The 20,410-nt window shown below is 71.1% G+C and carries 21 protein-coding genes and 1 pseudogene; 8 read left to right on the top strand and 14 right to left on the bottom strand.

Features of this window, described 5'->3' with window-relative positions; translation table 11 throughout:
- Window positions 1-18: 18 nt before the first annotated feature.
- Genes ACIP4X_RS11805 through ACIP4X_RS11815 form a run of 3 tightly spaced genes read right to left on the bottom strand, consistent with a single transcriptional unit; the run spans window position 19 to window position 1,084 of the window.
- On the bottom strand, window positions 19-354 hold the full coding sequence (locus ACIP4X_RS11805) for a hypothetical protein (RefSeq protein WP_401347971.1): 336 nt from the start codon (window positions 352-354) through the stop codon (window positions 19-21).
- A gap of 53 nt (window positions 355-407) precedes the next feature.
- Window positions 408-806, bottom strand: a complete 399-nt coding sequence (locus ACIP4X_RS11810; RefSeq protein WP_391458630.1) for a PIN domain-containing protein — start codon at window positions 804-806, stop codon at window positions 408-410.
- On the bottom strand, window positions 803-1,084 hold the full coding sequence (locus ACIP4X_RS11815; protein WP_358733054.1) for a hypothetical protein: 282 nt from the start codon (window positions 1,082-1,084) through the stop codon (window positions 803-805). The genes ACIP4X_RS11810 and ACIP4X_RS11815 overlap by 4 nt, the downstream gene beginning before the upstream one ends.
- A 119-nt stretch (window positions 1,085-1,203) precedes the next feature.
- Here ACIP4X_RS11815 and ACIP4X_RS11820 point away from each other — a divergent pair, with 119 nt between their 5' ends.
- Complete coding sequence (locus ACIP4X_RS11820) at window positions 1,204-3,375, top strand: PQQ-binding-like beta-propeller repeat protein (RefSeq protein ID WP_401347974.1); 2,172 nt, start codon at window positions 1,204-1,206, stop codon at window positions 3,373-3,375.
- Between the two features lie 105 nt (window positions 3,376-3,480).
- Here the strand turns inward: ACIP4X_RS11820 and ACIP4X_RS11825 are convergent, their stop codons facing one another.
- The 6 genes from ACIP4X_RS11825 to ACIP4X_RS11850 all read right to left on the bottom strand — a co-directional run bounded on the left by ACIP4X_RS11825 (window position 3,481) and on the right by ACIP4X_RS11850 (window position 8,145).
- Window positions 3,481-3,612 (bottom strand): hypothetical protein, encoded by a 132-nt coding sequence (locus tag ACIP4X_RS11825; RefSeq protein ID WP_358733058.1) that lies wholly within the window; start codon window positions 3,610-3,612, stop codon window positions 3,481-3,483.
- A gap of 252 nt (window positions 3,613-3,864) precedes the next feature.
- On the bottom strand, window positions 3,865-5,166 hold the full coding sequence (locus tag ACIP4X_RS11830) for a diaminopimelate decarboxylase (protein WP_401347978.1): 1,302 nt from the start codon (window positions 5,164-5,166) through the stop codon (window positions 3,865-3,867).
- A 212-nt stretch (window positions 5,167-5,378) separates the two neighbouring features.
- A complete protein-coding gene (locus tag ACIP4X_RS11835; RefSeq protein WP_401347980.1) occupies window positions 5,379-7,070 on the bottom strand; it encodes a helix-turn-helix domain-containing protein in 1,692 nt (563 codons plus the stop codon).
- A 26-nt stretch (window positions 7,071-7,096) separates the two neighbouring features.
- Window positions 7,097-7,438 (bottom strand): hypothetical protein, encoded by a 342-nt coding sequence (locus ACIP4X_RS11840; protein ID WP_401347983.1) that lies wholly within the window; start codon window positions 7,436-7,438, stop codon window positions 7,097-7,099.
- A 6-nt stretch (window positions 7,439-7,444) separates the two neighbouring features.
- Window positions 7,445-7,888: a PIN domain-containing protein gene (locus ACIP4X_RS11845; RefSeq protein ID WP_358733065.1), complete on the bottom strand. Its 444-nt coding sequence runs from the start codon at window positions 7,886-7,888 to the stop codon at window positions 7,445-7,447.
- Window positions 7,885-8,145: a CopG family transcriptional regulator gene (locus ACIP4X_RS11850; protein WP_358733067.1), complete on the bottom strand. Its 261-nt coding sequence runs from the start codon at window positions 8,143-8,145 to the stop codon at window positions 7,885-7,887. Before ACIP4X_RS11850 ends, ACIP4X_RS11845 begins: the two co-directional genes overlap by 4 nt.
- 219 nt (window positions 8,146-8,364) lie before the next feature.
- On the opposite strand from ACIP4X_RS11850, the gene ACIP4X_RS11855 reads away from it, so the two are divergent.
- Window positions 8,365-8,874, top strand: a complete 510-nt coding sequence (locus ACIP4X_RS11855) for a hypothetical protein (protein WP_401347987.1) — start codon at window positions 8,365-8,367, stop codon at window positions 8,872-8,874.
- Between the two features lie 135 nt (window positions 8,875-9,009).
- Window positions 9,010-10,461 carry an SPFH domain-containing protein gene (locus ACIP4X_RS11860; protein WP_358733071.1) on the top strand — a complete coding sequence of 484 codons (1,452 nt, stop codon included), beginning with the start codon at window positions 9,010-9,012 and terminating at the stop codon, window positions 10,459-10,461.
- A 113-nt stretch (window positions 10,462-10,574) separates the two neighbouring features.
- Here ACIP4X_RS11860 and ACIP4X_RS11865 read toward each other — a convergent pair whose 3' ends face one another.
- Window positions 10,575-11,132: a hypothetical protein gene (locus ACIP4X_RS11865; RefSeq protein ID WP_401348129.1), complete on the bottom strand. Its 558-nt coding sequence runs from the start codon at window positions 11,130-11,132 to the stop codon at window positions 10,575-10,577.
- A 119-nt stretch (window positions 11,133-11,251) separates the two neighbouring features.
- Between ACIP4X_RS11865 and ACIP4X_RS11870 the strand changes: the two genes are divergently transcribed.
- Complete coding sequence (locus ACIP4X_RS11870; protein WP_358733073.1) at window positions 11,252-11,890, top strand: TetR/AcrR family transcriptional regulator; 639 nt, start codon at window positions 11,252-11,254, stop codon at window positions 11,888-11,890.
- Between the two features lie 241 nt (window positions 11,891-12,131).
- Window positions 12,132-15,323 (top strand): alpha-L-rhamnosidase, encoded by a 3,192-nt coding sequence (locus tag ACIP4X_RS11875; RefSeq protein WP_391459403.1) that lies wholly within the window; start codon window positions 12,132-12,134, stop codon window positions 15,321-15,323.
- 6 nt (window positions 15,324-15,329) lie between these two features.
- On the opposite strand, the pseudogene ACIP4X_RS11880 reads toward ACIP4X_RS11875, so the two are convergent.
- The 4 genes and pseudogenes from ACIP4X_RS11880 to ACIP4X_RS11895 form a co-directional block, all read right to left on the bottom strand.
- Window positions 15,330-15,539: pseudogene (locus tag ACIP4X_RS11880) on the bottom strand (helix-turn-helix domain-containing protein); the annotation flags it as partial.
- 163 nt (window positions 15,540-15,702) lie between these two features.
- Window positions 15,703-16,122, bottom strand: coding sequence for a transcriptional regulator (locus ACIP4X_RS11885; RefSeq protein WP_358733078.1), 420 nt, complete (start codon window positions 16,120-16,122; stop codon window positions 15,703-15,705).
- Window positions 16,119-16,949 (bottom strand): hypothetical protein, encoded by an 831-nt coding sequence (locus tag ACIP4X_RS11890; protein WP_358733080.1) that lies wholly within the window; start codon window positions 16,947-16,949, stop codon window positions 16,119-16,121. Before ACIP4X_RS11890 ends, ACIP4X_RS11885 begins: the two co-directional genes overlap by 4 nt.
- Before the next feature lie 165 nt (window positions 16,950-17,114).
- On the bottom strand, window positions 17,115-17,708 hold the full coding sequence (locus ACIP4X_RS11895) for a peroxiredoxin-like family protein (protein ID WP_401347993.1): 594 nt from the start codon (window positions 17,706-17,708) through the stop codon (window positions 17,115-17,117).
- 77 nt (window positions 17,709-17,785) lie between these two features.
- Here ACIP4X_RS11895 and ACIP4X_RS11900 point away from each other — a divergent pair, with 77 nt between their 5' ends.
- The 3 genes from ACIP4X_RS11900 (at window position 17,786) to ACIP4X_RS11910 (ending at window position 20,400) form a co-directional block, all read left to right on the top strand.
- Window positions 17,786-18,445, top strand: coding sequence for a TetR/AcrR family transcriptional regulator C-terminal domain-containing protein (locus tag ACIP4X_RS11900; protein ID WP_358733084.1), 660 nt, complete (start codon window positions 17,786-17,788; stop codon window positions 18,443-18,445).
- A gap of 271 nt (window positions 18,446-18,716) precedes the next feature.
- On the top strand, window positions 18,717-19,463 hold the full coding sequence (locus tag ACIP4X_RS11905; protein WP_401347996.1) for a hypothetical protein: 747 nt from the start codon (window positions 18,717-18,719) through the stop codon (window positions 19,461-19,463).
- Between the two features lie 253 nt (window positions 19,464-19,716).
- On the top strand, window positions 19,717-20,400 hold the full coding sequence (locus ACIP4X_RS11910; RefSeq protein WP_358733088.1) for a phosphatase PAP2 family protein: 684 nt from the start codon (window positions 19,717-19,719) through the stop codon (window positions 20,398-20,400).
- The last annotated feature ends 10 nt before the right edge of the window (window positions 20,401-20,410 follow it).

Genomic DNA, 20,410 nt, shown 5'->3' on the forward strand with positions numbered 1-20,410 from the left:
CTCTTGATCATTCTGACTTCACTGTCTGGGGTCAGGAGGAAGCGAGGGTGATCGACGTGGAGGACTGGGCTGAGCGTGCGGCAGGAACGGCGGCTCCGCCGGAGCCGTCAGTGTCGTCTCCAGGTATGTCGCCGCGTTCTTCCCGTCGATGCCCTCGCCTGCGCGGACAAGCTCTCGGCGGCGCTCCTCCTCGGTCGGCCACTGCTGGTCGAGGTAGGTCTCCAGAGTGTCCTCGAAGACGGTGTATCGGCCGGTCGAGTCGTTGGCGGGCTGGGAGGATGGCGTCGAACCCAGGTACCGGAGAAGGTTCGCGTTCTTGGCGCGATTGGCCCGGGCCTGCCGCTCGAGTCTCAAGATCGGTCACATGCGCCCGGTAACGCTCCTCTGCAATCGGGATGTGCTTCGAATCAGACCTTCTCCGCGCTCACGCGTGGATGCTCGTCAGTGAGCAGCCCGATGTCTTCTACGTCGGAAGTAAGGATCGTCAACCGACCGGGATGTTGCAGGGCGGTCGCGCACAGTATGGCGTCGATGGCGTACTTGTGGCCGTGCAGCCCCGCTGCGCGCAGCAAAGCCGCGGCGGATTGCGCGACGGCCTGGGTCACCGGCTCGACGGTCAGGCGGGACAGGGTCCACTTCAGTGCGTCGTCGTTGATCTTCGGGTGGATCACCTCGACCAGCACCGCGGCTGAGGTGATCACTGGCATGTCCGCGTCGCGAGCCGCCGTCAGCCACTCATGGATTTCCCGATCATGCTGCACCGCCTTCGCCAGGCCCTCGCTGTCCAGGACCAGCGCACCGCTCACGCGGCCGCCCCCGCATTCGAAGCGCCGCCGGTCAGCCGGGCGCGCTTGGCCGCCACAGCCTCGGGGTCGGCCGGACCGTGCACCTTGTCGAAGTCCGCGATCAGCTCGTCGAGGTTGTCCCGCTCGATCTGCCGCTGGGCCGCCTTCTCCAGGTACGCCGAGACACCCCTCTTGCCGACCCGCTCACGGATCGCCTGCAGAGTTCCGGCGGTCAGAGTGACGGAGATACCGCTGGTGGGGCCGTCGCCGGGCAGGAAGTCCACATCGTCATCAGCCACACCCCAAGTATGCCATTGAAAATGGCATAACGGTGGGCGAGTACACCACGCCACTCCGGAGAGGCAGGCCCTAGGCTGATCTCCGTGAGGCAGGCAGGCGCTGGGAAGGATGATCGGCGATGACGCCCCTGAGCAGCGGGGACCCGGAGTCCATAGGCGGGTACACCCTTCTCGGTCGGCTCGGGGCGGGCGGCATGGGGGTCGTCTATCTGGGAGTCTCCGCCTCGGGACGGCAGGTCGCGGTCAAGCTCGTGCACGGGCCGTATGCCCAGGAGGAGGAGTTCCGGACGCGCTTCCGGCAGGAGATCGCGGCGGCGCGCAGAGTGAGCGGCGCCTTCACCGCGCCTGTCGTGGACGCCGACCCGGACGCCGAGCGGCCGTGGATGGCGACGCTCTACGTGCCGGGGCTCAACCTCGCCGAAGTCGTGGAGAAGAACGGCCCGTTGAGCCGGCGGGAGCTGCGCGCGCTGGGGCTGGGGCTCACCGAGGCGCTGCGCGACATCCACCGGGCGGGCCTGGTGCACCGGGACCTCAAACCGGGCAACGTCCTGATGACCGAGGACGGGCCGCGCGTCATCGACTTCGGCATATCGCGCGCTGCCGACAACCAGAGCCTCACCACGACCGGGCGGATGATCGGCACCCCGCCCTTCATGTCGCCGGAACAAGTGGCCTCTCCCCGGGACGTCACCCCGGCCTCGGACGTGTTCTCGCTGGGGTCGCTGCTGGTGTTCGCGGCCGTCGGCACGGGACCGTTCGACGCCGACAGCCCGTACATAACCGGCTATCAGGTGGTGCACGGGACCCCGGACCTCGGTGGGGTGCCCGAAGCGCTCCTGGACATCATCGAGCGCTGCCTGGACAAGGACCCGGCCTCGCGGCCGGAACTGACGGACATACACCGCATGCTCCAGGCGCTGCCGGAATCCGACGCCACCGGGTCCCCCGAGACCCGGCAGTCCATCCAGTCCCGGCGCCGTCCCACTTCTCGGAACGCGGCCACCAGCTCCCCGGGTCCCGCGACCGGTGCCGGCACCAGCACCGGTGCCGACACCAGCACCGGCAAGCGCCGGCGCACACGGATGCTGCTCACCGGCCTCGGCGCCGCGCTGGCCGTCACGGGGCTGTGGGTCGGGATGGGTGTCTTCGTGTTCGCTCCGGACACCACCACCGCCTCCGACGCCACCGCCACCGCCCGTGCCGCCTCGCTGCCCGACGGCTGGCGGCCGTGGCGGACGAAGCTGCGGGACGCCGTGCCAGGTGTCCCTCTCGACTACAACAGCCCCGGATGCGTGGCGCAGGGAAGCGCCCTGTTCTGCGGCGGTACGGGATTCACGGCCGCCAGGATCGACGCGGCCTCCGGCCGCACCCTGTGGCGGGCCGGCACCCGTCCTCAGGGGGCGCAGCCGATCGGCGTTCGCGACCGGCTGGTCTACATGTACGAGGAACCGGACGACGAGACCAGGCGGGTGGTGGCCCTCGACGCCGGTACCGGGCACCGGCGGTGGCAACGCGACATCAACGGGGCCGAAAAGGCGGTCCTGTACCACGGGGGACTGCTGACCCTGTCTCCCGACTCCGCGTCGTTCGTGGCCTACGGGCCTTCCGGCAAGGAACTGTGGCGGGCGCCTTCGCTGGACGAGTACTGCACTCCGACGGCGCTGGGAGGCGTCCCCTACGCCCTGTGCTCGGAGGGCACCGAGGCCGGCCAGGCCCCGGTCGATCTGATGAGGCTCGGACCCGGCAGCATGACCGAGAGCGCCACACTGCCCAAGAAGGCGGAAGCGCTCGGCGCCGTCGGCGGGGAACCGCTGTTCCTCGCCCCCCAGACCGCGAAGGACGTGTACGAAGCCGGGTACGAACGGCCGTACAACGCGCTGCTGCGGGTGGCCTCGGAAACCGGGGAGGTCAAACGGATACCGCTGGCGCGTCCGCTGACCGGCGCGGCCACCCTCGCGGACGGCGTCGTCTACTTCGTCCGGTCCGACGGGACGGTCACCGCGGTGTCGGCGGACAGCGGCAAGCAACTCTGGCAGAAGGTCACGGACGTGGAGAGTCTGTCCGCGCCCGCGGTGTCGGCGACGTACAAGCGGGTCTATTTCTCCAACCGCTTCGGCCGTCTGCTGGCACTGGACAGTCGTACCGGGGCGGAGGTCTGGCGTACCTCCGCGCTGGACGACCCCGGGGACAAGGCGCAGGGCTACCCGCCGCGCGTGCTGCTCGTCAAGGACGCGATCGTGGCACTGGCCGGCGACACGGCCTTTTCCCGGAGCCCGGACGGGCCCGCCTGACCGGCCGAGGCAGAAGCCGCGCCCGAGCCGGGAGCGCGGGTCCGGTTCTCGTCACCCGGTCCGGCGAAGAGAGCCCCAGGCCGTCGGTCCGGGGCTCCTTTGTCGTCAGCGGGTCTGCGCCCACACCACCAGCAGGCCGACCACGGCCGTGCCCGTCCCGTAGCAGGCGCCCCGGAGGAACTGGTCGGCCGCGATGCCCCGGCGCCGTGAGATCCACCGGGCGGCGTCATACGTCACTCGGCCGCAGCGCGCCCCTGTGGCGGACAGCCGGCGTCCGATGGCGCCCCGTCGGCCCGGGGGTGCCGCTCTCTCCGTGAGACGCCCTGCCCGGGCGGACCGTACTTTCATGGCGGTTGCACCTGCCTTTCCTGGCGTTGTGGTTTCTCTCCGGGCGGCCGGGCCGCCGGGCAGCCCGGCGTGCTCGCGGGGCACGCCCGGCCCAAGTGGCCGCGACCGGGGCTTCGGTGGGGGTGCGCGGGAGAGCGCGTGTCACTCTCCGGCGAGGGCCGGTGCCGGGTGGACGGCCTGTGCGGCGCGGAGCCAGCGGAAGGTGACCCGGCCGTCGGCGTCGACGCGGGCGCCGTGCACGGCGGGCTCGGGCAGGCTGTTGTAGTGGAACGGCGTGGAGAAGTAGTAGGCGCCGGTGTCCGGGACGACGACGAGGTCGCCGACGTCGAGGAGGGGCAGCGCACGGTCGCGTGCCAGCAGGTCACCCGCGAAACAGCACGGGCCCGCGATGTCCTGGTGCACGGGCAGGCCGTGCTTGGCCCGGCCGCTGGGGTCGTGGGCCTCGATCCGCAACGGCCATGCGTCGGGGGCGAACACGGTCCGTGTGGCCACCTGCGCGCCGGCGTGGGTGATCGCGATGGGACGTCCGCCGGCGGTCTTGGTGTACTCGACGTACGCGGCGGTGAACCCGTTCTTGGCCAGCACGGAACGGCCGAACTCGGTGACGATCTCGTACGCGCCCGAGAAGAGGGCCGGTGCGTGCTCGCGCAGGTGGTCAACGTAGGTGTCGAAGCCGGGCGTCGGCTCGTCGCTGTCGAAGTTGACCGGCAGTCCTCCCCCGATGTCGATGCCGGTGACCTGCCGGCGGCCGAGGTGGGCGTTGATCTCCTCGGCGAACTCCACCGCCTTCGCGACGCCCCGGGCGATCAGGTCCAGGGGACAGCCCTGCGAACCGACGTGTGCGTGCACCCAGGTGAGCCAGGGACGGTCCCGGTACGTCTGGAGCAGCCGTCCCCGGTTGCCCTCGTCCTCCAGCGGGACACCGAACTTCGAGGTCGCGGTGGCCGTGCTCATGGCGGTGATCGAGCCGGCGCCGATCTGGGGGTTGACGCGCACTCCGATACGCGAGTCGGAACGGCGGGTCGCCAGGATCTCGTCCAGCCGCGCGAGTTCCTGGAAGCTGTCCGCGTTCACCGCGACCCCCAGGCTCAGCGCCCGGACCAGTTCGGCCCGCGTCTTGGCGGGGGAGTCGAACACGATGTGCGCGGGCTCGAAGCCCGCCTCCAGCGCCTGGGCGAGTTCGCCGGCACTGGCGACCTCGCAGCCCATGCCGCTCAGGCGCACTTCCTCGAGTACGGGAACCAGGCAGTTCGCCTTGGCCGCGAACGCGTGCAGGACCCGGAGGGAGTCGGGGAACGCACTCCGCAGGGACGTGACGGTCTCGTTGACGCCGTCGAGGTCGACGAACCCGGCCAGTACGGCCGTCTCGGGCTCCAGGAGTCCCTGCTGTACGGCTGCCCGCAGAATCCGCTCACGCCGGTCGGCCTTGCCAGAACCACTCATCGTGCACCCTCCCCGGGGCCGAGGTCTGATCGCCCACGGCTGCCGTGGGGCGGACCACCAGACTCGCTTCGGAGCGGTGCGGGTGTCTTCGTCGGGAGTCCCGGTCTTCCGCCGCGCGGTTCTCACCGGAGAGCGAAACGCGGACGTGCCACGGCCGGCATGGTGCCCGGGCACGAAGAAGCGGCCCTTCCTTCGTGGCGGCGCCCGAAGGCTCACACCTCCCGGCCATCGCGTTCGAGGAGGCGCAGTTGCAGTTGGGCGAGAAGCCGGGCGTCCGGACTGCGGAGGTCGAGTCCGGACACCTCGGTGAGCCGGCTGATCCGGTGCCGCAGGCTGTTCGCGTGCACACCCAGCGCCCGGGCGGTGTCCGGCACGTGACCGAAGTGGTCGAGGTAGGCCCGCAGGGTCCGCACCATGGTGCCTCCGCCGTGCGCGGCGTCGAACGCCACCAGGCGTGCCACCGGTGTCTCCGGTGCCGGGGGCGGCCCCGTCAGTGTGTCCAGCATCTGGTTCAGGGCGATCGTCTCGGCCACCTCGCTCGCGAAGGCGACGGTGCGGTGCTCTCCCGTCGAGAGCAGGGCTCGCAGTGCCAGGTCCGCCGACCGGCGGGACTCGGGCAGGTCCGCGAGGGTCCCGACCACCGTGCCCAGACCGATTCTCGCTTCCGGCCCGAACACGTCGGCCACCTGCCGGACCAGCGACTTCCCCAGACGTGCGACCTGTTCGACGGCCCGCTGCATGTCCTGGTGCAGCGCGCCCACCAGGACCAGGGCCCCCTGGCTCACCGGCACCGCCACCGGCGTGAGGTCGTTCGCGCCGCAGTACACCGCCATCAGGGCGCACAGCCTTCCGCTCTCCTCCGCCGTGCAGGAGGCTCCGGGGCGTACCGCGAGGACGGCGCAGTGCCCGTGCGCCGGGATTCCGGTGCGTTCGGTCAGCAGGTCGGCGGATCCCCGTCCGTCGAGCAGGGCACGGGCCGCGTCCTCGACCAGCCGGGCGTGCGTGCGGTGCGAGCGGTGGTGCAGCAGATGTACGGCGGCCACCCGCGCTGCCGACCGCAGGGTGTCGGCGGCGTGTGGCGGGAGGTCACCGCCCGCGGCCGCCACCCAGATCGATCCGAGGATCTCTCCGCCTGCCCGGACGGCCACCACCAGGCGTTCGGGATTCTCCCCGTGCGCCGGCCGGTGGATGACGTCCCCCGAACCCCACAACGCCCGGAAGAACCCGGCCTCCCGCATGGCGGCCACGCGCCACTCCGGCACCCGGCGGCCGAGGATCGTCAGCCGGCGTAACTCGTCCACGTCCTCCTTCGTGGACGAGTACGCCAGGACCCGGGACTCCACGTCCTCGATCGTCACCGCGCCGCTGACCAGGACCGCCACCGCGTCGGCCAGCCCGTTCAGGTCGCCCGGCGTCACTGCCGGATCGGCGGGGACGCCGGACAGGACCAGACCGGCCCGCAGCGCGCCGATCAACTCGACCCAGCCGCACCACGCCGTCCGGAAGAGCACCGCCGTACCGGCGTTCTCGGCGGCCGCCCGCAGCGCGTCCGGGGGCCGCCCCGACCTGCCCGGCCCGAAGACCAGCGCGGCCACTCCGGAGCCGGCGGCATCGCGTACGACGTCGACGGCGGCGGCCGACTGCGGATCCATGCCCACCGCCAGCAGCACCTGCCCCCGCGGCAGCCCCGACTCCAGCGGGTCCAGCACCGTGATTCCCTCGACCACGCCCCCGAGGCCGCGCGGAGCCGTGCACAGCTCCAGCGCGCCGGCTCCCATGACCGACAGCAGCCTTTCCAGCGTCGGCCCCGCTGCGGCGGAGTCCCCCTGCCCGGCCGTTCCGTTCAGCAGCATCCGGCCCCCCACGTCGATGCGCCCTGTGACGGTGAGTGTAGGAGGAGTCACGGAGATGACGCGAGGCTCACGCGGGCCTACTCGTCGTCCTCGCCCCGGCCGTCCTCGAAGACGAGGAGCGGTTTGGCGCCATGGGCGGGTGCCTCGGCGAACGAGACGGCTTCGGTGAAGCGTTCGAGCGGGAACGGCCGGCCCTCGGGGATGCTCAGCACTCCATCGGCGACGAGGCCACGGACCTCGGACAGCGCGCGCAGCACATCCGCAGGTGAGGCAGCGCCGAACCAGCGGTTCAGCCGGAAGCCGCGGACCACTTTGGTCTCGTAGATGCGCGAGCGCGCCGACAGGGGAATCGTCAGCGCCGCGGGGCAGTGAATCGGAGTCGCCTTCACACGGATCAACCACGAGCGCTGCCCTGTCATGAGCCGTTACAGCGGTAGGTCGTCGGGCAGGACGCGGAATGCCTTGTGGCGGCCCAAGGGTCGTACGGCACGGAAGTCGCGTCGGTCGAGGGTGAGGATCGCGTCGGTGTCGTAGTCCGCGGCCAGTGCCACGTTCACCACGTCCGCGAGGTCCAGATCCAGGTCGCGGTGGCGGGCACGGACGGACTGGGCCGCGCCCAGGTGGTCTTCCGTGATCTCCGGCATGACGACCCGGCCCCGGCTCATCCAGCGGCGAAGGTCGTCGACGGCACTGACGGCCGCCTCCCGCCCGAGCTCACGCGTAGCCACGTGATCGAGTTCCGCGAGGAGGAGCGGGGACATGACCAGGAGTCCGGCGGACAGGATCGCTTCGTTCGCCGCTCCGTGCTCGGGATGCGTCGAGTCGAGGGCAGCCAGGAGGCCGGACGTGTCCGCGATGACGATGATCACGCGGCAGGTCCGGAGTCCGTCTTGCGGCGGACCGCGTCGGCGACCGCGTCGCGGACCTCGGTCTTGGACGGCGTACCGCCCGGTCCCTCAAAGGTGCGCGAGAACAGCGGCTCGTCCCAGACCCGGTTCGCCATGGCGGCGAGGTGGATGCCCTGACGGATGATCTCGGCCTCACTTATGCCCCGACGCTTGGCGGCCTCCTTGATGATCGCCAGGTCCTCGGGGTCGGCATAGACGTTCGTGCGCTTCATGGACATGTACCAAGACTAGTCCATGTACCAATGTGATGTATCGCCATCGGCTTCGCGTCCGTACTCCGCGTCACCAGTCGCAGCGGAGCGTCGGAGGTCGGGCGAAGGTGGTATCAAGGCGGAATCAAATGCGCGTAAAAATTGCCGGGAGCAGGCAATGTGCTGTCACCCGATCGCATGGCACCATGCAGGCGGGGGAGATCGTCGAGTGAAAGCGCGGCCCAGATGAACTGGTTTGTGGGTCTCGGTATCGCCGGACTGGTCCTGCTGGTGCTCTCGCTGATCTTCGACGGGATCCTGGAAGGCCTGTTCGGCGGGGTGCTGGACGGGTTGTTCGACGGGCTGCTGTCGCTGCCGGTCATCGCCGGATTCGTGTCCATGCTCGGCTTCGGCGGGGCGATCGCGCTCGGCACCACCGGTCTGGGGACCACGGGGGCGATGGCGATCGGCGTGGTGGCGGGCGTCGTCACGGGCTGGTTGACGTGGAAACTCAGCCGCGTCCTGATGCGGGAGCAGGGCGCTGCCGCTCCACAGGGCGACGATCTCGTCGGCGGTTCCGGTTCCGTGGTGACCGCCATTCCGGCCGAGGGGTACGGCGAGGTGCTGGTCCATCTCGCCGGGCAGCCGCTGAAGCTGTCCGCGAAGTGTTCGGTGCCGGTGGCGCGGGGTGCCGAGGTCTGGGTGGAGTCGGTGCTGTCCGCGACCTCGGTCGCGGTCCGGCCGGTCGAAGACTGACCGTCGGAGCGGCGCACCACACCCCGAGACACGCACGCCCACTCCTTTGTCTTTCTTTCGCTGTCTTTCTTCCGCGCCCGTTCCTGATCCGTTCCAATTCGCCGTCCCCCGGGGAGGGCTGAGGGGATTGCACACATGAGCCCTGTACTGATCGCCGTGATAGGAGCCGTCGTGCTCCTGGTCCTGCTGGCCCTCGTGGTCGTCACCCGCTACAAGGTCGCGGGTCCCAGCGAGGCGTTCATCGTCACCGGACGGCGCGGCAAGAAGTCCACCGACCCCGAGACCGGCCGCGTCTCCACCGACAACAGCGGCCAGAAGGTCGTGGTCGGCGGCGGTGTCTTCGTCGTGCCCTTCGTCCAGCAGAAGTTCAGCCTCGACCTGTCCAGCCGGCACATCCCGGTGGCCGTCCGGGGCGCGGTCACGCTGCGCGGCGTGAAGGCCAACCTTGAGGGCGTCGCCATCGTCAAGGTCGGCGGCACCGAGGACTCGATCCGCGCCGCGGCCCAGCGCTTCCTCCAGCAGCAGGACGGCATCGTCGGATTCACCCAGGAGGTGCTGTCCGGCGCGCTGCGCTCCATCGTCGGGCGGATGTCCGTCGAGGACATCATCCGGGACCGGGCCGCCTTCGCCGGGCAGGTCGCGGAGGAGGCCGAGGCCAGCCTGTCCGGGCAGGGGCTGGTGCTGGACGCCTTCCAGATCCAGGACATCACCACCGAGGGCTCCTACCTGGAAGACCTCGGCCGGCCCGAGGCGGCCCGCGCCAAGCAGGAGGCCGACATCGCCGAGGCCGTCGCCCGGCGCGCTTCCGAGCAGGCCCGGCTGAAGGCGGAGGAGGAGATCGCGGTCGCCCAGCGCACCTACGCCCTGAAGCAGGCCGAGATCAAGGCCGAGACGGACGAGGCCGCCGCCCGCGCCAACGCCGCCGGCCCGCTCGCCGAGGCCGCCCGGCGCCAGGAGGTCCTGCAGGAGCAGGAGAAGGTCGCCGTCCGGCAGGCCGCGCTGACCGACCGTGAGCTGGACACCCAGGTCCGCAAGCCCGCCGACGCCGACCGTTACCGGGCCGAGCAGGAGGCGGAGGCCCACCGCATCGCCCTGGTCAAGGAGGCCGAAGCGGCCGCCGAGCGGGCACGGCTCACCGGTGAGGGCGAGAAGGCCCACCGTGCGGCGCTCGCCGAGGCCGTTCGTATCGAGGGTGACGCCGAAGCGGCCGCGATCGCCGCGAAGGGAGCGGCGGAGGCCGACGCCATGCACAAGAAGGCCGACGCCTTCGAACGGTACGGCGACGCGGCGGTGCTCCAGATGCTGGTCGAGGTGCTGCCGCAGGTCGTCGGCAAGGCGGCCGAGCCGCTGTCGGCCGTGGACAAGATGACCGTCATCTCCACGGACGGCGCGGGCCAGCTCCCGCGCACGGTCGCCGCCAACGTCGCCCAGGGCATGGAACTCCTCAGCTCCACCACCGGCGTCGACCTCGCCCAGCTCCTCCAGGGCCTCGCCGGACGCGGCACGGCGAAGACCCCGGCGCAGGTCGAGGCCTCGACCCCGGCATCGGCCGAACCGTCCAACGGCAAGATCGACATCACCGAGTAGCACACGGAACGCGGTGACACCACCGACCACGGAGCCCGGACGCCCGAGCGGCGCCCGGGCTTCGCTGCGAGTTGACGCCGCGTACCCACAGAGGCGACGGCTCCGTAGGTCGGTTATTTCTCCCCGTCCGCCTTCTTCAGGCGCAGTGCGGAGATCAGGAAGAAGACGCCTCCCAGGAACGCGTAGCCCGCGAGGCTTCCCAGAGAGGCGTTCTCCCCGCCGGCCTGGGCGATGAACGACGCGCCCGCGAGGGTGGAGATGCCTCCGCTCGCGATCATCGGCCACTGGCCTCCCAGCCGGCGGCGGACCGCCCCTACGACGAGTTGCACGAGTCCCGCGGTGATCGCCCAGAGTCCCCACACCCGCAGGACGGCCGGGATGCCGGACGCGGCGGCGACCGCCAGGCCCAGGCCCGCCAGCGTGCTGATCACGATGTTCGCGTACAGGCCGGTGGCCGCACCGCCGTTCGCCCTCGCGGTACGGACGTCGACGACCGCGGCGGCCACATCGAACAGGGGATAGATCACCAGCAGCGTCACGCTCAGTGGGCCCAGCGTCGAGGCCGACACGAACAGCAGAGCGGCCCATACGGCCGCGAAGGCGAAGCGGACGAAGTACAGCTTGCGCAGGGCCAAGGGGGCGCTGGTCGTGCGTGTTTCCAGGGTCTCCAGGGTTTTCACGTGCGGCCTTCCGTGAGGGAGAACGTTCGGTCTCTCTCCACTCAAGACGGCCGGCGACAGCGCTGTCAAGACCGAACGTTCTCCCTCATAGCCTTGGTACGCTGATCCCCATGAGCCGGAGCACAGAAGGCGGCAGCACCTCGGAAGCGCGATCGCGGCTGCTCAACAAGGCGACCGAGATCTTCTACGCGGAGGGGATCCACTCCGTCGGCATCGACCGGATCACCTCGGAGGCCCAGGTGACCCGGGCCACGCTGTACCGGCACTTCTCCGGCAAGGAAGACCTCATCCTCGCCTACCTCGACCAGGCCGACCGGGCGATCCGTGCGCAGGTGGACGCCGTCGCCCGGGCGAGCGGACGGTCGGCGGCCGACCGGGTCCGTGACGTCGGCCGGTGCATCGTGGAGGGCATCGGCTCCCCCGGGTTCCGCGGCTGCGCGTTCCTCAACGCGGTGGCCGAGTATCCCGATCCCGACCACCCCGTCCACCGGGCGGTACTCGCCCACCGGCAGTGGTTCCTGGACACCGTCACCGACCTGCTCGCACAGACCGGCGACGCGCCCGCCGACGCCGCCGGCCGGCAGTTCGTCATGCTCAGGGACGGCGCGATGGCGGCCGGCTGCCTCTTCGATCCGCGGCTGATCTCCGAGACGTTCCTGGACGGCGTCGAGGAAATCCTGCGGGCCCGCACCGCCCCCGGGTCCGCGCCGAACCCGACCGCTCCTCCCGCCACCGGGACGACCGTCTGAGGGTGTCCGAGCTCCGCTCGGACAAGGGACTTCAGGTCGGGCGGCCTCCGGAATTGAAACCGTTCAATCGACTGACGCCCATGCCGCGCGCCGGGCCGGCCCGCGTGACGCCCGCACACAGGCCGCCCACGAAAGTGCCGTCACACTGATTGACCTTCACCCCGCCCGCCCATACGTTACCCACACTCACCGGCACTGAATCGATTCATCCATTTCATCCATCCGTGGACGAGGAGTCGTAGTGATCAGTAGGAGGAGTGTTCTGGCGGGTGCGGCCGCCACCGTCGCGGCGGCGTCCTTGGACGCGATACCGGCGGCGGCCTCTACCGCGTCCGGGCGCGACGGTCTGCGTGTCACGGCGCCGAGCGTGGAGTACGTCCAGCACCCCCTCGGTCTCGACGCGCAACGCCCCCGGCTGAGCTGGCCGTTGGCTGCCGAGAAGCCGGATGTGCGGCAGAGCGCCTATCAGGTCCGCGTCGCCACCACCGCGAAGGGCCTGTCCCGTCCGGACGTCTGGGACAGCGGGAAGGTCACGTCCGGCGAGTCCGTCCTCGTGCCGTACGGCGGTCCTCGGCTCGCACCCCGGACACGCTACTTCTGGTCCGTACGCGTGTGGGACGCCGACGGCCGGACCTCCGGCTGGAGCGAGCCCTCGTGGTGGGAGACCGGCCTCATGGGGGCCGGGGAGTGGACGGCCGACTGGATCTCGGCTCCGGCGAGCCTCACGAACGTGCCCTCCCTCGAGGGGAGTTCCTGGATCTGGTTCCCCGAGGGCGACCCGGCGAGCAGCGTTCCGGCGGTCACCCGCTGGTTCCGCCGCGTCGCGAAGCTGCCCGACGGGATCACCGCGGCGACGCTCGCCATCAGCGCTGACAACGTGTACGCCGTCTCCGTGAACGGGGTCGAAGTGGCCCGCACCGACCTGGAGACCGACAACGACGGCTGGCGCCGCCCGGCCGTGATCGACGTACTGGACCGGGTGCGCGGCGGTGACAACGTTATCGCCGTCTCCGCCACCAACGCCTCCCCCGGCCCGGCGGGACTCATCGCCGTCCTCACGGTCCGTACCGCCTCCGGCGAGCAGAGGACGGTCACCGACGCCTCCTGGAAGGCCACGGACAAGGAACCTCCCGCCGACTGGCGCGTGCTCGGCTTCGAGGACGGCGGCTGGCCTGCGGCGATGGTGGCGGCGCCGTGGGGCGGCGGACCCTGGGGAAGGATCGTCCCGGTGACGTACGCCGTCACCCAGGTGCGCCACGAGTTCCGGCTCCGCGGCCGGAAGGTGTCCCGCGCGCGGCTGTACGCCACGGCGCTCGGTCTCTACGAGGCCCATCTCAACGGCAGCCGCGTGGGCCGCGACCAGCTCGCTCCCGGCTGGACGGACTACCGCACCCGCGTCCACTACCAGACGTACGACGTCACCACGCTCCTGCGGCCCGGCGCCGACAACGCCATCGGGGTGTATCTCGCGCCCGGCTGGTACGCGGGCGACGTCGGCATGTTCGGCCCTCACCAGTACGGCGAACATCCGGCGCTGCTGGCGCAGTTGGAGGTGGAGTACGCGGACGGGACGAGCGAGCGCATCACCTCGGACACCGGCTGGCGGGCCGCCTCCGGGGCGATCGTCGCCGCCGACCTCCACGGCGGCGAGACGTACGACGCCCGCAAGGAGACCCCCGGCTGGACCTCACCCGGCTTCGACGACGGGAGCTGGCCCGGCGTGCGCGGCGCCGGTGACGTCGGCCCCGGCCTGATCGTCGCGCAGGAGAACGGCCCGGTACGCGTGGCCGAGGAGCTGACGCCGAAGAAGGTGACCGAACCCAGGCCCGGTGTCTTCGTGTTCGACCTGGGGCAGAACATGGTCGGCTCGGTGCGCCTGCGCGTGAAGGGCGCCGCGGGGACGACCGTACGGCTCAGGCACGCCGAGGTGCTCAACCCCGACGGCACCCTCTACACGGCGAACCTGCGGAGCGCGTCGGCGACCGACACGTACACCCTCAAGGGCCACGGGGAGGAGAGCTACGAACCCCGTTTCACCGTGCACGGTTTCCGCTATGTCGAGGTGACCGGATTCCCCGGTACGCCCTCGGCGCGGGCCGTCACCGGGCGTGTCATGTATACGTCGGCACCGTCCACGCTCGTCTTCGAGACCGACGTGCCGATGCTCAACCAACTGCACCACAACATCGTTTGGGGGCAGCGCGGCAACTTCCTCTCCGTACCGACGGACACGCCCGCGCGCGACGAGCGGCTTGGATGGACGGGAGACATCAACGTCTTCGCACCCACGGCCGCCTACACGATGGAGTCGGCCCGCTTCCTGTCCAAGTGGCTCGTCGACCTCCGGGACGCCCAGACCGCGGAGGGCGCGTTCACGAACGTGGCACCGGACGTCGGCGGACTCGGCGGCGGCACCGCCGGCTGGGGCGACGCGGGCGTCACCGTCCCCTGGTCCGTCTACCAGGCCTACGGCGACCGTCAGGTCCTGGCGGACTCCTGGCCATCCGTCCAGGCCTGGCTGAGGTACCTGGAGAAACACAGCGACCGGCTGCTGCGCCCGGCCGAGGGATACGGCGACTGGCTGAACACCGACGACGAGACCCCCAAGGACGTCATCGCCACCGCGTACTTCGCGCACAGCGCCGACCTCGCGGCCCGGATGGCCGCGGAACTCGGCGAGGACCCCGCCTCGCACCTCGATCTCTTCGGACGGGTACGAGAGGCGTTCCGGAACGCCTATGTCACCTCCGACGGCAGGGTCAAGGGCGATACACAGACGGCCTATGTCCTCGCGCTGTCCATGGGCCTGATGCCGGACGGTTTGCGGAAGGCCGCGTCCGACCGGCTCGTCGCCCTCATCAAGGCCAGGGACTGGCACCTCTCGACGGGTTTCCTCGGCACACCCCGGCTGCTGCCCGTCCTGACGGACACGGGGCACACCGACGTCGCCCACCGTCTGCTCCAGCAGCGCTCGTTCCCCAGTTGGGGCTACCAGATCGACAGGGGCGCCACGACGATGTGGGAACGCTGGGACTCCATCAGGACCGACGGCGGTTTCCAGGACCCGGGCATGAACTCCTTCAACCACTACGCCTACGGCTCGGTGGGAGAGTGGATGTACGCCAACATCGCCGGTATCTCGGCGGGCCGGCCCGGTTACCGCGAGATCGTCGTCCGCCCCCGTCCGGGCGGTGCCGTCACCTCGTCCCGCGCCGCCTTCACCTCGGTCTACGGGCCCGTCTCCACGCAATGGCGGCTGCGGGCGGGCCGCTTCACGCTGACCTGCACGGTGCCGGCCAACACGACCGCCGAGGTGTGGATCCCCGCGTCCACTCCGAAGGCGGTCACCCGCACGCACGGGACGCTCCTGCGCCAGGAGGACGGCTGCGCGGTGTACCGGGTCGGCTCCGGCACGCACCACTTCACCACCTGACGTTGGCTACGCGGCTGCGCTGCCCTGATTGCCGTCGGCCGGGAGGCGCAGGGTGTGGTCGCCGAAGTCCGCGACCACATCCAGCCTCCCGCCGAGCGCCTCCACATAGCGGGCGATGACGTCCAAGGTGGCTCCCTCTCCGTGTTCGATCCGGGAGACCCGGGCAACGCTGACTCCCATCCGGGCCGCCACGTCCCGCTGGGCCAAAGTCTTCTTGGGCATGGCTACTCCCTCAGTCCTCGTCACTGGTGCAATCGCGGTGGAGCTGCTCGGCCAGCGGAGCGCTGTTAAATACTGGCAAGCCCCCAAGCCGCGCGCTCTGTCGTGATCAGCCGTGGAAGACCTTGCCCGGACGTTCAACCTGCCGACGGCCCAGGAGTCACGTAGCCCTTGTCGCGCCCGCGTTCGGTTCGCCATAGCCAGGGTCGGACATCGGCTGGGTCTGGTGCGGGGCGGAGGTATCCAGGCGGAGGACCAGGGCGCGCAGGGCGCGAAGTTCGGCGTCCAGGGCCTGGGCGCCGGGGCGGGTGAGGGTGATCCAGGTGCGGGGGCGGCGTCCGGCGTAGCCCTTCTCCAGGGTGATCAGACCCGAGTCCTCCAGCACCTTCAGGTGACGGGAGAGATTTCCGTCGGTGACGGCGAGTTGCTTCTTCAGGAAGCCGAACTCGACCCGGTCGGCCTCTCTGGCGATGGTGAGGATGCCGAGCCGCACGCGCTGGTGGACGGTGTCGTCCAGCGAGTGGGTCGGATGGAGTCCTTCCTGTTCGGCCCGCTCAGCGGTCGAGTCCCCGGCACTCATGGCGCAACCGTACCCGCGTCGGCTGGGCCGGTCGTGGCGCGGCGACGGGCCGCCGCCCGCTCGACCAGGCCTGCGACCAGCAGGATGGCGGCGAGCAGGAGCGCCTTGACCTGCGGTCCGTCGGTCCAGCCGGGGTGGGCGGGGTGCTGCCAGGGGAGCCACCCGGTGGCCCAGGAGGCACCGAGGTAGGCGGTGAGCAGCAGGGCATGCGCGATGCCGGCGGCCGCGGCGGTCCAGTTGCGTTCGGCCGCCCCGAGGGCGAGCAGTCCGATGCCGACCAGGTACCACGGGGAGGCGTAGCTGTTCTCCAGCAGGACGACCTCCCACGGCTGGTACCTGGCGAACAGCAGGCACAGCAGGGCGCCCGTGATCACCACGGTGGCGATGGCGGTGGTGCTGAGCCACACGCCGCGGCGAGGGACGACGCCGCGGGCCTCGCCCCGCAGGCGGTACCAGCGGGCGAAGACGAACCAGGCCAGGGGGAGAAGCGCGAACCACACGCCCCATCCCACGAAACGCAGGAAGGCGCCGTCGAACTCGCCCCTCAGACAAGGGGTTCCCGGTTCATGCTCGACGCACAGGCCGGTCAACTCGGCGTAGGCGAAGGCCGGATAGGAGCTGACACTTCGGCCGTGGGCTCCGAAGTTGAAGGCGTACCGGGCGAACGGAGCGGCCGCCAGCGCGAGAAGGCCGAAGCCGACGAGGGAGACCCACGCGCCGTTCATCTGCGCGCGGGTACTGGCCCGCAGGCCTTCCGTCGCCGCCAGCAGGCCGGCCGCGCGAGCCTTCGGTCCGGATCCCGCGCCGATCGACGACGGTGTCCCCATTCCCACTGATGTCCCCCTTGTGGTCGCGCCCGAACAGCGCTCGGAAGCGGGCCGCCGGTCCGCCGCCCGCTCATCGTCCCCATTTACTCTGCAATACAAAGTACATGGCATGCAAGAGTGAACCTTCGACTGCAGGACCTTCGCGGGGGGGCTCAACGTCCTTTGTCAGCCGTGCTGTTCGGGGGTTCGGGGCGTCGTGTGCACGGCCGCCAGTCGCAGCAGTTCGTCGACCGGCCACTGGTCGTAGGCGTGCTCGCCGTGCTTGGTGGCCAGGATTCGGCCGTCGGGGGCGATGAGGAAGTCGGCGGGGAGGCCCAGGCGGCCGCCGTGCGGGGTGGTGGAGGGCAGGTGCTCCCGGCCGTGGACGACCTCCCGCAGGCCGCTCGCCACCGCGCGGAGGATCGGCCACCAGGCGCGCGGGTCGAGCAGGGCGCGGGGGGAGCTTTCCACGCCGAACTCCCGGTACAGCCGCTTGTCCGGGTCGGCGACGACGGCGAACGGGAGATCGGCGGTGTGGGGCAGCAGTTCGTCGGCGGGCGAGTGGAAGACCACGACCTCGCGGACGCCGGCCGCCTCGATCTCCTCGTGCCGCCGCACCACCGAGCGCAGGTGCAGGTTGCAGACCGGGCAGCCGGCGAACCGCCGGAACTGGAGGTGGATCAGCCGGTCGGGATCGGGCACGGCGACCTGGTCGCCGGAGACGGCGGTGAGACGCCGCTCCTGGACGGTCGAACCGGGCCCCACCGGACTTCGGGACATGGGCACGACGAGCTCCTTTCGTAGGCGTACGGCATACGCTTACCAGCGTAGGCGTATGCCGTACGCTGTCAACTGCCATGCCACGCCCACGTTCACTCACACCGGACCAGCCGGCCGCGGCCGCCCTCACCGTCATCGACCGGGACGGGCTCACCGGACTGTCGATGCGCGCCGTCGCCAAGGAGCTCGGCATGAGCACGATGGGGCTCTACCGGTACGTGGAGGACCGCGAGGAACTGGAAGGGCTCGTCGTCGAGCTCGTACTCGCCGGTGTGGACGTCGAGCCGCCGGACCCCGGCATGCCGTGGCGCGAGCGGATCGAGGTCATGGTGCGGCGGCTGCGCGACGCCGTGGCGGCCCACCCGGCGATCGTCCCGCTCGCCATCAGCCACCGGCACCACTCCCTCGGGGTGCTGCGCTGGTCGGAGTCGGTGCTCGCCGTCCTCACCGAGGCGGGCGTCGCGGGCGAGCGGCGGGTCGTCGCCCTGCGCGGACTGCTCAGCTACGTCATCGGAGCCATCCAGCTCGAACACCTCGGCGCCCTGTCCGGTGCGGGCACCGTGGCCATCACCGAGCTGCCGGCCGCCGAGTTCCCCCACATGACGGAGACCGCCCGGCACGCCCGGAACGTCGGCGCCGACCAGGAGTTCCTGGGCGGGCTCGCACTGCTCCTCGACGGCCTCGGCGGTCCTGGCGGTCTCGGCGGTCCTGGCGGTCCTGGCGGTCTCGGCGCCTGAAGACGGGCCGAAGGCCCCCGCCCGAAAGCGGCCACCCGTCGGGGCCGCCCGAAGGCTCCCCTCGTCCTGCCCATCCCTGCCGCCCTGTCCTGCCCCCGCCCGGACCCGTCGGCCTTACCCATCCGCCGGAGCCCGGGTGTGACGGGAGAGGGCGTCCATACGCTGAGGCAGTCGGAATGAGCAGCGAGGGCGGCGGATCCGTAGAGCGAACGAGTAGCTATCGCATGGGATGGACACGGGCATGGGCGACCGACACAGCGACGGTGGGGGCGTGGACCACCGACGCGCCGGTACGGGCGGCCACGGGTCCGGCGCCGACGACGACACCCGCGCCGCCGCGCTGGAGCCCGCGCTCCGCCGTGCCCTGAGCGCCGGGGCCCTGGACACATCGGCCGAGCAGCGGGCCGTGGCCGCTTTCCGGGCCGCCCGGCAGGAAGGCGTCCACCGGCAGGCGCGGGCGCGGAGGCGCGACGACTGGCGGTCGCGGCGCGCCCTGGGGCGGCGCTCGGTGCGGGCCGCCGTCGCCGCGCTCCTCGCCGGCCTGACGTTCAGCGGCGTGGCGATCGCGGCGATCGGCTCACCGACGTCCGGCGGGAAAGTGGAGGACGACGGCCCGGTACGACGGCACCCGTCACCCACCGCGCCCCAGGCCCCGGCGCCCGCGTCGACACCGGCCCCCGCCGCCACCGCGCCGTCCGGGCCCGGCTCCCCCACGCCCGTGCCCTCCGTGACCCGGGACCGCCCGCCCACGGCCAAGGACATCCAGGCCCACTGCCGCGCGTACGCGTCGGTGAAGGGCAGGGGCAAGGCGCTGGAGTCAACGGCCTGGAAGCGGTTCATCGAGGCCGCGGGCGGCGAGGACAACGTCGACGCCTACTGCGCCGACCTGCTGTCGCAGGACCGGACAGGCAACGCGGGCAAGGACAACGGGCCACCGAACAGCCACTCGGCCGGCGAGCCAGTCGGCCTCAGCGGCCTCCGCGACCTCCGCGGCCCCGGCCGGCCCGGCGGCGCATGAACCCGTCATCGAGGCGTTTCCCGCGGACCACCTGGTCGTGGCGCCGCCCCTTCGAGTGACCTTGATCTCCTCGCGGGCAATGCGACGGCGCCTGAGGCAACCGGACCCCCAACTGCTACCGTCTACCAATCTGTAGACGTTCATCCCTCGGACGGCCCGGCTTCACGAGGGTTCCACATCTGCGTCCGCGTGTGTTCACACGCGTTCCCCGGAGCGCTCACGCACGTGGACCCATGGCCCGGAGATCCACCTGATGACGACTTCCTCCCCGCCCGCCACGGGGCTCGACGGCGCGGCCATCGACGGCGGCCTCTACACCGACGTCACCAACTTCGCTCGGGACACCCACTGGCTGAACGAGCCCGTCGCGGTCTTCTCCGACATCGGCATGGGCCTGTTCGCGCTCTTCCTGCTGGTGGCCTGGTGGCGCGCCCGGCGCCAGGGGAACACGGTCATGACCGCCGTCCTGGCCACGCCGTTCGCCGTGATCCTGGCGTACGCCTTCAACAGCGGGATCAAGAACGTCTTCCAGGAGCCGCGCCCCTGCCGGGCCCTGCCGCACGACTTCCTCATCGAGGCGTGCCCCCCGGTCGACGACTACGCCTTCCCCAGCAACCACACCACGGTCGCCTTCGCGTTCGCGGTGGCCCTGCTGCTCATCAACCGGTGGCTGGGGGCCATCGCCCTGCTCACGGCCGTGGCGATGGGCGCCTCGCGTGTCTACGTCGGCGCCCACTACCCGCATGACGTCGGCGTCGGCGCGCTGGTGGGGACCGTGGTCACCCTGGTCCTCGTCCTGCTGGCCCGGCGACTGGCCGTGCCGCTGGTGGAACGGATGAGCACGGGGCCGCTGAGCCCGCTGCTCGTCGCCAGGACCGCGAAGCGGGCCCGCCCGTCGGCCCGCGCGAGCCGCGCGGCGACGCGGGCCCGGGTGTAGCGCCCCTCGT

It is taken from the genome of Streptomyces sp. NPDC088817, from assembly GCF_044750345.1.
Classification (GTDB): domain Bacteria; phylum Actinomycetota; class Actinomycetes; order Streptomycetales; family Streptomycetaceae; genus Streptomyces.